The sequence below is a fragment of the Acinetobacter sp. YH12086 genome (assembly GCF_013419345.1).
In the GTDB taxonomy this organism is placed as follows: Bacteria; Pseudomonadota; Gammaproteobacteria; order Pseudomonadales; family Moraxellaceae; genus Acinetobacter; species Acinetobacter amyesii.
The window spans coordinates 14,884-27,574 of record NZ_VPAF01000010.1 but is presented as its reverse complement, the minus strand read 5'-3'; the positions used below and the strand labels follow the sequence as shown (position 1 = coordinate 27,574).

15 protein-coding genes are annotated in these 12,691 nt (G+C 40.6%); 9 read left to right on the top strand and 6 right to left on the bottom strand.

What is annotated here, in order from left to right:
* The first annotated feature begins 65 nt into the window (after positions 1-65).
* Positions 66-323: a PspC domain-containing protein gene (locus tag FTU29_RS11690; RefSeq protein WP_180121981.1), complete on the top strand. Its 258-nt coding sequence runs from the start codon at positions 66-68 to the stop codon at positions 321-323.
* Positions 324-441: 118 nt separating this feature from the next.
* On the opposite strand, the gene FTU29_RS11685 is transcribed toward FTU29_RS11690, so the two are convergent.
* Together FTU29_RS11685 and FTU29_RS11680 are read right to left on the bottom strand one after the other, a co-directional pair.
* Positions 442-1,548, bottom strand: a complete 1,107-nt coding sequence (locus FTU29_RS11685; RefSeq protein WP_078192783.1) for an HPP family protein — start codon at positions 1,546-1,548, stop codon at positions 442-444.
* Between the two features lie 258 nt (positions 1,549-1,806).
* Positions 1,807-2,319, bottom strand: coding sequence for a hypothetical protein (locus FTU29_RS11680; protein ID WP_180093243.1), 513 nt, complete (start codon positions 2,317-2,319; stop codon positions 1,807-1,809).
* 200 nt (positions 2,320-2,519) lie between these two features.
* On the opposite strand from FTU29_RS11680, the gene glyQ reads away from it, so the two are divergent.
* The 8 genes from glyQ to FTU29_RS11640 all read left to right on the top strand — a co-directional run bounded on the left by glyQ (position 2,520) and on the right by FTU29_RS11640 (position 9,538).
* On the top strand, positions 2,520-3,503 hold the full coding sequence (gene glyQ / locus FTU29_RS11675; protein ID WP_078192785.1) for a glycine--tRNA ligase subunit alpha: 984 nt from the start codon (positions 2,520-2,522) through the stop codon (positions 3,501-3,503).
* The gene (glyS, locus tag FTU29_RS11670; RefSeq protein WP_180121979.1) at positions 3,503-5,572 is read left to right on the top strand and encodes a glycine--tRNA ligase subunit beta; all 2,070 of its coding nucleotides are present in this window, start codon (positions 3,503-3,505) and stop codon (positions 5,570-5,572) included. The genes glyQ and glyS overlap by 1 nt, the downstream gene beginning before the upstream one ends.
* Positions 5,573-5,679: 107 nt before the next feature.
* Entirely contained in the window at positions 5,680-6,153 is a 474-nt protein-coding gene (locus FTU29_RS11665) for a hypothetical protein (RefSeq protein WP_180121977.1), read from the top strand.
* A 234-nt stretch (positions 6,154-6,387) separates the two neighbouring features.
* Positions 6,388-6,672 carry a DUF3060 domain-containing protein gene (locus FTU29_RS11660; RefSeq protein ID WP_180121975.1) on the top strand — a complete coding sequence of 95 codons (285 nt, stop codon included), beginning with the start codon at positions 6,388-6,390 and terminating at the stop codon, positions 6,670-6,672.
* Between the two features lie 106 nt (positions 6,673-6,778).
* Positions 6,779-7,168 (top strand): hypothetical protein, encoded by a 390-nt coding sequence (locus FTU29_RS11655; RefSeq protein WP_180121973.1) that lies wholly within the window; start codon positions 6,779-6,781, stop codon positions 7,166-7,168.
* A gap of 353 nt (positions 7,169-7,521) precedes the next feature.
* Positions 7,522-8,169 (top strand): hypothetical protein, encoded by a 648-nt coding sequence (locus FTU29_RS11650; RefSeq protein ID WP_180121971.1) that lies wholly within the window; start codon positions 7,522-7,524, stop codon positions 8,167-8,169.
* A 259-nt stretch (positions 8,170-8,428) separates the two neighbouring features.
* The gene (locus FTU29_RS11645; protein ID WP_180122051.1) at positions 8,429-8,917 is read left to right on the top strand and encodes a hypothetical protein; all 489 of its coding nucleotides are present in this window, start codon (positions 8,429-8,431) and stop codon (positions 8,915-8,917) included.
* A 111-nt stretch (positions 8,918-9,028) separates the two neighbouring features.
* Positions 9,029-9,538, top strand: a complete 510-nt coding sequence (locus FTU29_RS11640; RefSeq protein ID WP_180121969.1) for a hypothetical protein — start codon at positions 9,029-9,031, stop codon at positions 9,536-9,538.
* Between the two features lie 30 nt (positions 9,539-9,568).
* On the opposite strand, the gene FTU29_RS11635 is transcribed toward FTU29_RS11640, so the two are convergent.
* From FTU29_RS11635 to FTU29_RS11620, 4 genes are all read right to left on the bottom strand, one after another.
* Positions 9,569-9,994, bottom strand: coding sequence for a hypothetical protein (locus FTU29_RS11635; RefSeq protein ID WP_180121967.1), 426 nt, complete (start codon positions 9,992-9,994; stop codon positions 9,569-9,571).
* Between the two features lie 55 nt (positions 9,995-10,049).
* Positions 10,050-11,003, bottom strand: a complete 954-nt coding sequence (locus FTU29_RS11630; RefSeq protein ID WP_180121965.1) for a 2-hydroxyacid dehydrogenase — start codon at positions 11,001-11,003, stop codon at positions 10,050-10,052.
* Between the two features lie 97 nt (positions 11,004-11,100).
* Positions 11,101-11,292 (bottom strand): hypothetical protein, encoded by a 192-nt coding sequence (locus FTU29_RS11625; RefSeq protein WP_078189765.1) that lies wholly within the window; start codon positions 11,290-11,292, stop codon positions 11,101-11,103.
* A gap of 124 nt (positions 11,293-11,416) precedes the next feature.
* Positions 11,417-12,688 carry an alpha/beta fold hydrolase gene (locus FTU29_RS11620; RefSeq protein ID WP_180122049.1) on the bottom strand — a complete coding sequence of 424 codons (1,272 nt, stop codon included), beginning with the start codon at positions 12,686-12,688 and terminating at the stop codon, positions 11,417-11,419.
* Positions 12,689-12,691: the final 3 nt, after the last annotated feature.

Genomic DNA, 12,691 nt, shown 5'->3' with positions numbered 1-12,691 from the left:
GTCACCATTTCTATAATATGAATTTGGAAATATTCAAATTTATTCTTTTTTTGAAGGAGACCTGAATGGCCAATGTTGGTTTATATCGCTCAAACCGCTCTAACATGATTGCTGGTGTGATGGGGGGTATTGCTGAACGTTTTGGTTGGAACGCAAATTTACTGCGTATTATTTTTATCTTTGTATCATGCTTAAGCGCAGCCTTTCCCGGTATTTTGGTGTACTTGGTTTTATGGTTAGTCATGCCTAAAGCACAAGATAACTTTTTCCGTACCAATGGCTATTCAGACCCTATTCGTGCTGTGAATGATGACAGACGTTAAAATCCTTTGACCCAGTTTGGTCGCTACGGTTTCTCCCCCAAGATTCCGTAGCTTTTTTTTGCCTATATATTGGCAAAGCCATATTTAAGTCTGATGAATTTAAATCAAAGTTTAAGGCTTAAGATTTTGTTTGCTGATTTAACTGTTGATATAAGGCGGCAATCATATCGGCACGGCTAATCATTCCCACCAACCGTTTTTGCTCAACAACTGGAATATAATTAAAAGATCTTTCCACAAAATATGGTACCAAGTCTTCAATCGGTTGATCAGGCTGCACAGTCACCACTTTGGGATTCATAATTTGATAAACGTGATTTTCCCAACTGGCTTTGGGGTCTGCGGCACGTTTAAACCATTCCACTACATCATATAAAGCCAAATTTCCCACCAAGCGATCCAAATCACTCACCACAGGCAAACTCATCAAATTGACTTGTTTAAACTTTTCCAATGCTGACTGAATATCATCTTCTGCACGCAGGGTAATCACTTGCTGACTCATGATGTCACGACAATGAAACTGGCTTAGGCCACGACGACTGGCTAATTGCTGTGCTTCTAAAATAATTTTTTGTAAGTCATATTCACTAATATCAAGCAACTGACTTTGCTGTTCTAAGACTTGCTGAATATCCGCTGGCTGAATCGACACTTTTTGTGTCGGTGTTGGATCTGTCGTCCGAGTATTGACTTGTGCTTTTTGTGGATACTGCTTGCCTAGTAATCGGTTATAAATGATAGCAACCACCATCAAGAGGACCGAATTTAAAAGGACTGGATAAAAAAGAAAGGCATAGCCTAAATCATGGACTGCCTCTCCGCCCAATACCGCTGTAATCGCCACGGCTCCACTTGGTGGATGCAATGAGTCTGTGGTCATCATTAAGATAATCGCTAATGCAACCGCGATACTAAATGCTTCGGTTAAATTAGGAATAAACATCGCACACGTCACGCCAATCAAGGCCGCAAGACTATTACCGACTACCATATTCCACGGCTGTGCCAATGGGCTGGCAGGTACAGCAAAGAGCAGTACGGACGATGCGCCCATCGGGGCGATATACCACGCATTTAAGTCATCTAGCGCCAGCCAACTGATCAGTGAAGAAATACTCAGGCCCAGCAAAGCACCTACCCCACACAGGATGCGGTCTTTTAAAGGCAGAACTTTAAAGTTGGGTTTAAGCGTATTGAGCCAAGCTGATTTTGCGTGAAACACGAGATACCTTGTTTGTTGTTTTGCGAGATGTGGCAATTATAAAGCCATGCAAGCAATAAGATGTATTCAACTTACATCTTTATCTTATAAATTTTACTTTTGATTCTTTTGAATGATGTATACGCCGCTTACTTGCGTAGTTTTATCCCAAGAAATGAGCCTAAAATTCTCATTATATGTTACTGATAATTAAAATAAAAAATCTATCAGCGCTCACATCTGTACTCACTAAAACAAAGGAACATTTAGGCGGTCAGCTTATTCATCTTGATCAATTAAATCTTCACTGCCATAAATAATTTTCTGAGCTGTTTTATCATACACAATAGGAAACCATTCATAATAAGCCGAAGGGATTCGTTCAACTCGAATACGTCCAATCACATAATTATGCCCACCCAATAAATCAACAGCGAATCGAGCTGGACGAGCGATAACTAGCTGTGAATTATGATCAATGACGAGCTCAGTTTTTCCCTGTTCTACAGCGGTGGTAAACCGTCCGTGAATAGGTGAGTCAAAAGCCATTCCTCGTGTGACTTTTCGCGTCCCCTGCTGACCATTGACCTCAAGCAAAAGACCTTCGCTCATTTGATACTTTGAGCTGACCACTAACTGCTGTTTAATCAAATTCTTACATTCCGCGTTGCAAGAATTTGTAATAGTCGCAATTTTTGAAGCGTGAAGTGATGAATCTGAATACAAAGCTACAGGCGTCGTACTACAGGCAGATAGCACCATACTTATCACAATAAAAGACTTCTTAAACATTGTTATCGCTCATCATTCAATTTATTCATCCACTTTATGCCACAAGTAACTTCGTTTTTATTCTGTACAATAGGAAAATATAAAATTCTGCGCATCATTAAAACATCAAAGCTTGATTCAAGAATGATTAACCCTTTGCCACACACCCCCAAAATCCTTATAATTGAGCACAATTTTTATCTAATTTTAAGTGGATGACCATGAGTCGCGCCATATCGCATATTGATACCTTCCAAGGCTTAATTCTTGCCTTACAAAACTACTGGGCTGAACAAGGTTGTGTAGTGTTACAACCTTACGATATGGAAATGGGTGCAGGTACTTTCCACACTGCAACTTTCCTACGTGCTTTAGGCCCTGAAACTTGGAACGCGGCTTATGTTCAGCCTTCTCGTCGTCCTAAAGATGGCCGTTATGGTGAGAACCCGAATCGTCTACAACACTACTACCAATTCCAAGTCGTGTTGAAGCCAAACCCAGACAACATCCAACAGTTGTACTTAGATTCATTAAAAGCCATTGGTATTGATACCCTTGTTCACGACATTCGTTTCGTGGAAGACAACTGGGAATCTCCAACACTGGGTGCTTGGGGCTTAGGTTGGGAAGTTTGGTTAAACGGTATGGAAGTGACTCAGTTCACTTACTTCCAACAAGTCGGTGGCGTTGAATGCTACCCAGTGACTGGCGAAATCACTTACGGTCTTGAACGTTTAGCAATGTACCTTCAAGGCGTAGATTCAGTTTACGACTTGGTTTGGACTAAAGGTCAATTTGGTACAGTGACTTACGGCGATGTATTCCATCAAAATGAAGTTGAGCAATCTACCTATAACTTTGAATATGCCAACGTTGAAAAAATGTTTGAGCTATTTGACTTCTATGAAGCTGAAGCAACTCGTTTAATGGAAGCTGAACTTCCACTTCCTGCATACGAACAAGTGATTAAAGCATCTCATAGCTTTAACTTGCTTGATGCACGTGGCGCAATTTCAGTAACTGAACGTCAACGTTATATTTTACGTGTACGTACATTGGCTCGTGCGATTGCGCAAAGTTATGTTGCTGCACGTGCGAAGCTGGGCTTCCCAATGGCAGAACCAGCTTTACGTGACGAAGTATTAGCTCAGTTAAAAGCACAAGTTGAAGCGGAAGCAAAAGTAGAATCTAAGGAGAGCAAATAATGTCTAAACATACAGTATTGTTCGAATTAGGCTGCGAAGAACTTCCACCAAAAAGCTTAAAAAAATTACGTGATGCGCTTCATGCAGAAACGGTAAAAGGCTTAAAAGACGCAGGTCTAGCATTCGATTCAATCGAAGCTTATGCAGCACCACGCCGCCTTGCGCTTAAAATTGTGAATGTCGATGCTGCACAAGCCGACACACAAAAACGTTTTGATGGCCCTGCGAAACAAGCAGCATTTGATGCCGAAGGCAAACCGACCAAAGCACTTGAAGGCTTTATGCGCGGTCAAGGCATTACGGTTGATCAAGTATCAACTTTCCAAGCAGGTAAAGTTGAAAAAGTGTGCTACTTAAAAGATGTAAAAGGTCAAAGCCTTGATGTTTTACTTCCTCAAATTTTACAACACGCTTTAGATAACCTACCTATCGCAAAACGCATGCGTTCTGCTGCAAGCCGTACTGAGTTTGTACGTCCTGTAAAATGGGTTGTTTTGTTGAAAGACAGTGATGTAATTGAAGCAACCATTCAAGATCATCAAGCAGGCAACGTGACTTATGGTCACCGTTTCCATGCTCCTGAAGCAATTACACTTGCAAATGCCGATGCTTATCTTGATGCCCTGCGTACTGCAAAAGTGATTGCAAACTTTGAAGAGCGCCAAGCCATCATCGACCAACAAGTCAAAGCTTTGGCTGATGAAGTAAATGCCATTGCGATTGTCCCTGCGGACTTACGTGACGAAGTAACAGCATTGGTTGAATGGCCAGTTGCGCTTCGTGCAAGCTTTGAAGAACGTTTCCTTGCTGTGCCGCAAGAAGCGTTGATCACAACGATGCAGGACAACCAAAAGTACTTCTGCTTAGTAAATGCCGACAATAAGCTTCAACCTTACTTCATTACCGTGTCAAACATTGAGTCGAAAGATCCGTCTCAAATTATTGAAGGTAACGAAAAAGTCGTTCGTCCACGTTTGTCAGATGCTGAATTCTTCTTCTTACAAGACCAAAAGCAACCGCTTGCAGCTCGTAAAGAGAAACTTGCAAACATGGTGTTCCAAGCAGAACTTGGCACACTATGGAACAAGTCTGAACGTATTGCTAAATTGGCTGTGGCTTTGTCGGCTATCACAGGTGCAAACCCAGCAGATGCTGAAAAAGCTGCACTCCTTGCAAAATGCGACTTAACGTCTGAACTTGTGGGTGAATTCCCTGAGCTTCAAGGTATTGCGGGTACTTACTACGCACGTATTGAAGGCGAAAATGATGAAGTTGCTGAATCTTTAGGTGAACAATACTTACCTAAATTTGCAGGTGACGTTTTACCAAAAACTAAAACCGGTACAACGCTTGCACTTGCTGACCGTTTAGATACATTGACAGGTATTTTTGGTATTGGTCAAGCGCCGACAGGTTCTAAAGACCCATTTGCACTACGTCGTTCAGCCATTGGTATCTTGCGTCTTGTGACTGAAAATGATTTAGATGTTTCGATTGAAGATCTAATCAAACTTGCACTTGCTGCTTATGGCGATGTATTGAAAGATCACGGCAAGACTTTAAACGATGCTGTTGCATTCCTTGAAGGTCGTTACCGTGCGAAATACGAAGACCAAGGCGTGGCTGTAGATGTGATTCAAGCTGTTCAAGCACTTTCTCCAAAATCACCACTCGATTTTGACAAACGTGTAAATGCGGTAAATCATTTCCGTGACCTCCCTGAAGCTGCTGCACTTGCTGCTGCAAACAAACGTGTTGCCAATATTCTTGCGAAAGAAGCTGCGCCTGAAGGTGCTGTGGTTGAAGCAAACTTGGTTGAAGATGCTGAAAAAGCATTGTTCGCTGAACTTGCAAAAATCACACCTGTAGTTGAGCCGTTATTTGCTGCGAAGGACTACACTGCTGCCCTTTCTGCACTTGCTGCACTTCGTGCGCCAGTCGATGCATTCTTTGACGGTGTAATGGTGATGGCAGATGATGCTGACCTAAAAGCGAACCGTTTACGTATGCTTGCACAGCTTCGTGACTTGTTCACGAAAGTGGCTGATATTTCGGTACTTCAACACTAAGTTTAAGTATTCATTAAAAACCCGCTTTAAAGCGGGTTTTTTTATGCCGTTTGAAATCTAGGTAAAATCCTGTTAGAAATAGCGGGATTTTTTGATAAGAACAATATATGAAAAGTATTACAGTCAATCATCCTTACCGCCCAGATCTCTATCTTTTTATCTTACATGCAGTCCTGATGGCATGCAGCTTTTACCTTTGGAAGGTTTATCCATACATTCCAAACAAGCCAGATATGGGTGCTTTATTCTTTTTGATTATTTCTGTTTTGGGTGGATTTATTGGAATCATCATCGTTGCGGTGACTTTGCCCAGATTAGACCGCACTGTGCGTTACTTAACGCTTTCAAAATTTGTTTTAAGTTTGGTGTATTGGTTGTCGAGCACAACCATTTTCGTTTTATTTGGCAGTACTAAATTTATATTCAATAACCCCCTTGTGTTATTTGTCTTTGTTTTTCTATTTTTTAGCAGTCTGTATTTTTCAATAATTCGTGTTGCTGATATGCGTAAGAAAGATTGGCTCATTATCGGTGGAGTATTGGGTGGCCTTGTGTTGTTGTTCTTTTTGCCAAAACTTTAATCGCTAAATAAACCAGCTAAGGCTTCATTGTATATTTAGGATAACGTACTGATAATTCAATGAGACGGTTTGAAACATTAGATAAATCACCAAGCGAAATCACTTCTTAATACATCAATGTGAAAAAGATCTGGCATTGCACTCAATATCTCGTTTTAAATAAAGATGAATAAAAAATTACTTAGCTTTGGACTATTGATTCTATCTTTTTCTTCTGCAAATGCTGGAACGGAAATGACTCATTCCCAAATCAGCATTTCTTCACCCGATACCGTTGCAAGTTATGATTGCGCAGGACGCTCAGTGAATATTCCTGCTCCAGATAGCCGTATTACTCTAAAAGGCAGTTGCCCGATGATTACGGTTGCAGGTCCAAATACAATGGTCTATGTAGAATCAGTCAATAAAATCAATATTTATGGGCCGAATTCGAAAGTGTATTATCAAAAAAGCACCCATCCATCACGCCAAGTCAGCATCAATGCCGTTGGTCCAGGAAGTGCGGCCTATAAACGTTAAATATTAAGTGAATGAAGTTGAATTTAGGTTTAAGACTTAAATCTATAGCCAATAATTCACCAATTCCCTATACTCAATCCAACAACACTCAACAAGAATGAACCTTATGAAATTGAAAGCATTCCTTTTGACTGGTCTTGCGGGTATAACACTTTCTGCATGTACATCTGCACCAACGATTCCACAACTTGAAACAGGTGTATTACAAGAAGTTCAAAACATTGATGTCTACCCAGATACCACAGATAACAAAGCAAAACTGACTAAATTTGTAGATAAATGCGTGATTGAATTTACAGGCAATTTAGAAGAAGCAAAATCGGTTGAACAATGGTCATTTAAAGGCTTAACCCTTATTTCAGGTGGTACAGCAACCTTTGCCAAAGATGGTACAAGTTCAGCGCACAATTTTGATTTAAATGCGTCGGATGTACAAAAGAACTTCCTTGCATTACGCGGTCATTTTGCAAAAGATGCGCTTACACAATGTGAATAAATAATAAGAACCATATCTCCAAAATGGAGGTATGGTTTCATTTTTTCCTTGAATCTTGAACAATAATTCGTTCAAACCCATAATTTTTAATCATGAAAATCGTAACTAGCACCACACCACAGCAACGCGCAAAACACATATAAGCCACTGTATTTTCATAAAATTACAATACTACGTTAACTTAACCAAGTTTCCACACTTCAAACTTCCGCGTATCTGAGCTGTTAATGCATTGTGTGACTTATCGCACAAAACCACTTTTTGCTTTTTTTTACTCTTAAGATGTCCTCTGCTCCAAAAGCGCAAATGCTGAGTGCAACAGCAGCGTTCAATAAAAGAGGACAATTGCAAAGATGAAACCTTTATTTAAAACAACACTGATCACCGCAGCATTATTCGCAAGCACCCCACTATTTGCGAACACCGCAGTAGAAGCCAATGCGAAAGTTGAAACACAGCAACCGTCTGTACTGCAAAATCTAAAACAAGACATTAATCAGTCTGCGCATACAGCCGGTGACAAAATTGAAAAAGGCGTCGATAAGACCAAAACATTCACCCAAGAAAAATGGCAAGACACCAAAGAATTCAGTGCTGACAAAAAGCAAGATGCAAAAAATAAATGGGCTGACCTAAAACAGTCTAAAGATGAAAAGTCAGATGCAGCGAAAGCCAAGATCTATGCCAAGGCTGAGCAAAATAAAGCTAAGCTTGATGAGCGCAAAGCACAGCTCGATGAAAAAGCTGCAAAAGACAAAGCAAAACTCGATGAACGTAAAAGCAATGTCGACAACAAAGTTGATCAAACCAAGAGCTATTTAGGTGAAAAAGCTCAGGAAGGTCGCCAATTTTCCAGTGAAAAATGGCAACAAACCAAAGCGAATTTCCAAAAAGGTCAAGAAGCCAATGTGAGTGGCAGTAGCAATGTACAGTTGCAAACGCCTGTCGCACAAGCTGAAGTCCATAGCTCACATGAAGCCAGCCTAGGCGCTCACAAATAAGTAAACTGGCTTTCATACCCTCTCCTCCAGAGAGTAGGCTCACCCTTCGGTGGGCCTTTTTACCTTATGCAAAATACAACCGTGTACAAAGCTGTCATTTGCTGTATTGATTTTGCTACGGCAAGTTTTTTTCGCTGCAATTTTTCCTATAATGCGTTAAAACCATTCATCAGATAGAAAATCTATAAAATTCAGAGGTGAAGCTGTGAAGATTTCATTAAAAGCAACGTTATGCCTAAGCTTAATATTCACGACACCCATGCTTTGGGCACAAGATAACACAGCAGCGCAAAGTACTGAGCAACAAGCGAAAAAGCCTGTGAGCCCTTATGGTGATAATCCAAATTTATTGCATGTGTGGGCCTATAAAGCCCAAGAAGGCGTGGTCGGTGCTGCTAAAAATATTGGCGAAATGACTGAACGTGGAATTTCTAAAATTAAGCCTTCGGTTGACCAAGCTTGGGACAATACGAAAACTGCTACACAAAATACAGTACAACAGGTTGATCAGGGCGCACAGCAAGCCACCCAAAACGTCAATGAAAAATTGAAGCAAACCCGTGAAAATATTACAGGTAAAACTAGCCAACCTGCGCCCACTAGCCAACAGTCGTTGAGTGAACCGTCTTCAGGCAATACGATTAATACGGCTCCAAGCAACAATGCGGGGCAAAATAACAATCAATATCCACAAAGTAGCTATCCATCAAGTTCGACGTCTACGACGTATCCAGTGACTGATTTATAATTTAACAGCACATTTAAAAGCTCAACTTTGGTTGGGCTTTTTTAAAACCAAAATTGAATGCTTTTGGTCTTTGGCCTATGCCTATAAAAACAATGAATTAATGAGAAAAAAATGCGAATTTTATTTGGTATCTTGCTTGGTATTCTGCTCTGCGTTGGCTCTGTGATTGGCTTACAACGTTTTCCACAATTGTTGAAAAGTTATCCACAGTTGCAAACTATTTTTCCCCAATTGTACGATTCATACCAATATAACCATGATGCCGAAGGTAAATTATTACAAGCCTTAGAGATGCTAGATGACGAAGAATACAAATCGACTGAAGGCAATGAAGCGACACTGTATCAACTCGATGGTCAATGCAAAATAAACCTCTATGTTTTTGGAGAATCCAATCAATCCCTAACAAGTTATTATTTTCACAATGATCAGATTATACGTGCCTATGAGACAAATTTGATCTACCCAAATGGTGGCTTTAATCCTGTACCCAATACCAAAGAGCCATTTAAACTCGAAAAAAGTTATTTACGAATCATGATGCCAAACAGTATCAAGACTGAACTTGAATTTGAGCGGATCAAAAATCATTTCAATGCTAAATTTTTGAAAAAATGCTGAAATTTAACTATTAAATTAAGCATTAATGCATTAAGTAGTAGGCTTGAGATATCGCCTACGTACAAACGATGCTGTACAGATTTGAATAAGCATCAACAGGCAAAATGGATAGTCAACCCAGACTGATAAATGATCAATATGAGCAACCAATCCAAAGACAGAAAAATAGACCTGTCCCACAATAATAGGTACTACAACCAGCCATAGTCCCCAATACCAATAGCGATTTAAAAAATCAATAAGTGCTAAGACGAAATGCGCAATAAAAAATACCGAAACCAGCACAACTTGTAAGGTCGGCATAAATTTATGAACTTCAAAATCGGGGTTCTGGAATAAATAATTTTCACTGATATTTAGTACATAACTGTACCATGCCCAAGTAATGCATGCGGTAAAGAGAATCAGCATGCAAAATAATCTTAAACTTTTTTTATTGGCAAGATCGACCTGCATAGACATCCCTATTTATATAGAGCTTTGTTCAAAAATAAGGTTCCTTAAACTCGTTTTAATTCACCTGCCGAATGACCATCCCCGCTTTAAAGGCCTCTACATTTTCCACCAATTGCTGCACAATGCGTTGTCGTGCATCGACGCTGCCCCATGCACTATGTGGAGTAATAATTAAATTTGGAATACTTGGGTCAAGCAACACATTGCCCTGCTTGGGTGGCTCAACCGTCAAGACATCGGTTGCTGCGCCTGCGATCCTCCCTGATTTTAATGCCTCGGCTAATGCAGTTTCATTTACAACACCACCTCGTGCGCAATTGATCACAAAGGCCGATGCTTTCATTTGAGCCAAGCTTTCATGATTGAGTAAATCACGGGTTTCCTCTGTTAAAGGACAATGCAAACTCAGAAAATCGACCTGCGCTAGCATCTCAGAAAATGCCACACGCTCAGCTGCCATAGGTCGATTCGGTAGCGCACCAATCATAATTTTCATGCCAAACGCTTTAGCCAAATGGGCCACGGCTTGCCCCAATTCGCCATAGCCGACAATCCCCAAAGTCTTACCAGCCAGCTCAATAATTGGAAAATCTAGTAAGCAGAACTGATCTGCTTTTTGCCAATTTCCTTGTTGAACCGCCCGATCATACTGTCGAAAGGATGTCGCCAAGTTCAACATTAACATCAAAGTATGCTGTGCCACCGCAGCGGTGCCATAAGCTTGGCAATTACACACCACGATGCCTTGTTGCTGTGCGTGTACAAGGTCAACATTATTGGTGCCAGTGGCAGAAATCAAGATCAGTTTTAATTGCGGATTGAGCTGCATGTGCTCAGCATTGATGTGTACTTTATTGCTGATAATCACATCAGCCCCTTGTATACGCTGAGCAAGCTCTGCAGCCGTTGTTGCGGGATAGAGCGTCAATTCATCAAACTGTGCTTCTAGTCCGCTAAAATCTAAGTCCTGTTTATCTAGAGACTGATAATCTAGAAATACCGCTTTCATGGCTGCTTCCCTTTTGGCCGATTATAAAGATTCGATTGTGGATGATTAAAACCTGTGATGCACCAAAGTGCAATCGAACAGCATATAAAAAAACCCGCTATTTCGCGGGTTTATCGAGATGATGTTGCAGTGAATTTCGAATTTTGAGTATGACATAAATGGTCAGTATCGTAAGTAACAACATACTGCTGCTAAAAATCAGTATGCTTGAACTAACCCCCTGTGCATAGGCTGAACCCATGGTCAGCACTAAGATGAATAATACAGCAAGCATCTGCGTTGAATGCATACTGATACCCCTCATATTCCTTATGATGTTTTGGGCAGTATGATTGTTTTTTATACTGCCTTTCTCTCATCATAATCTCTTCCTACAAATTAGCAAGCTTTGGATTTTCAACTAAATATCGAGCTTAAATTTGTTCGGGTTGCACCACGAACTGGCAAGACGCATCGGGGTTTTCGACAAAGAAGACTTGACCAAATTCATCGCTACTCAAACGCAGTTCTTTATAGTTAAGGGTGTAGTAGCCCACATATTTCTGCATTAAAAGAGGGTGCATACCTGTCGCAAGTTCATCTTGTGCTAAGACTAATTTCATTACCTGACGGTCATTCATCACCACCATGTAACGCTCATCTTGAACTTGTACGTATACTAGGCCTGTGCCCTTCGGCTGCAAAGGGATCAAAAACTTGTGATTCAGCGCAATCACACCGGCTGCATAGCTTTCAATTTTTTGGCTAATCACATTAAACACTAAACCATGTTCAAACTGGTCGAGTAGTAGGCTACGATTTTCCTGTGGCAAAAAGGTCGTGATTCCCAACTTTTGTAGATCTTGCTCACTGACTTGTTTGTTATTAAACAATACCCGTAATAAGGTTTGTTTTTGTTTGGCATCAAAAAATTGAGGGTCAAGCTGAAACGAATTGCTTTTTAAAATTTCACCCAAGGCATCACGATGACGAGTCAGTAAATTTTCGATGACTTTTCGATAGTAGAATTTACTGTTTTTCTTAACCCGACGCATTTTTTGATAAAAATACGGCGCATCAAAAGGATGTCTTAAGAAATCATTTAACAGTTCTGAACTCGCCAACACTGCAATTGCATCATGCCCTGTGAACGGTAGATGCAACACATGCACATGCGGAATTAAAGCCTGTAATTTTTCAAAATGCGCGCGATCTTCTGGACAATAAGGATCATACACCACGATATATTCGCGTGTAGTCGATACATCTTCAGCAAGTACTCGCATATTGGCATGCAGATTAGGTTGAAAGAACATGCCATAGCGTGTATCGACAATGTCTTCAGGGTCTATGGAGAACTGTGGCACCATACTCACCACGCGCTGGAATCCAAATAAATTGGCATACTTAATGGCTGCATAGCCACCCATGGAACCACCATAGGCAATTCGCAGCTCAAATTGCTCTAGGATCGTCTTGATGGCTTGATACATCGGTTGCATTGACGATGCTGGAAACCACGATTTTTGTTTCGGCATCACACCGATCACATTAAAATCATATTTTTGCAAAGACTTCTCAGCATTAATGCTCAAACCCTTGGCACGGGTAATCAAATCACCGAAGGAGAAAATAAGCTCACGAGAACTACCGGGCTGAAAAATGACACGAATTTGATCATCTTCAAAAATGATGTGCTTTTCCATTGT

Bases quoted from the DNA above. Each gene is read 5' to 3' on its own strand.
- FTU29_RS11690 (WP_180121981.1), top strand. From the start codon at position 66: ATGGCCAATGTTGGTTTATATCGCTCAAACCGCTCTAACATGATTGCT.
- FTU29_RS11680 (WP_180093243.1), bottom strand. From the start codon at position 2,319: ATGTTTAAGAAGTCTTTTATTGTGATAAGTATGGTGCTATCTGCCTGT.
- glyQ (WP_078192785.1), top strand. From the start codon at position 2,520: ATGAGTCGCGCCATATCGCATATTGATACCTTCCAAGGCTTAATTCTT.
- glyS (WP_180121979.1), top strand. From the start codon at position 3,503: ATGTCTAAACATACAGTATTGTTCGAATTAGGCTGCGAAGAACTTCCA.
- FTU29_RS11665 (WP_180121977.1), top strand. From the start codon at position 5,680: ATGAAAAGTATTACAGTCAATCATCCTTACCGCCCAGATCTCTATCTT.
- FTU29_RS11660 (WP_180121975.1), top strand. From the start codon at position 6,388: ATGACTCATTCCCAAATCAGCATTTCTTCACCCGATACCGTTGCAAGT.
- FTU29_RS11655 (WP_180121973.1), top strand. From the start codon at position 6,779: ATGAAATTGAAAGCATTCCTTTTGACTGGTCTTGCGGGTATAACACTT.
- FTU29_RS11650 (WP_180121971.1), top strand. From the start codon at position 7,522: ATGAAACCTTTATTTAAAACAACACTGATCACCGCAGCATTATTCGCA.
- FTU29_RS11645 (WP_180122051.1), top strand. From the start codon at position 8,429: ATGCTTTGGGCACAAGATAACACAGCAGCGCAAAGTACTGAGCAACAA.
- FTU29_RS11640 (WP_180121969.1), top strand. From the start codon at position 9,029: ATGCGAATTTTATTTGGTATCTTGCTTGGTATTCTGCTCTGCGTTGGC.
- FTU29_RS11635 (WP_180121967.1), bottom strand. From the start codon at position 9,994: ATGCAGGTCGATCTTGCCAATAAAAAAAGTTTAAGATTATTTTGCATG.
- FTU29_RS11630 (WP_180121965.1), bottom strand. From the start codon at position 11,003: ATGAAAGCGGTATTTCTAGATTATCAGTCTCTAGATAAACAGGACTTA.
- FTU29_RS11625 (WP_078189765.1), bottom strand. From the start codon at position 11,292: ATGCATTCAACGCAGATGCTTGCTGTATTATTCATCTTAGTGCTGACC.
- FTU29_RS11620 (WP_180122049.1), bottom strand. From the start codon at position 12,688: ATGGAAAAGCACATCATTTTTGAAGATGATCAAATTCGTGTCATTTTT.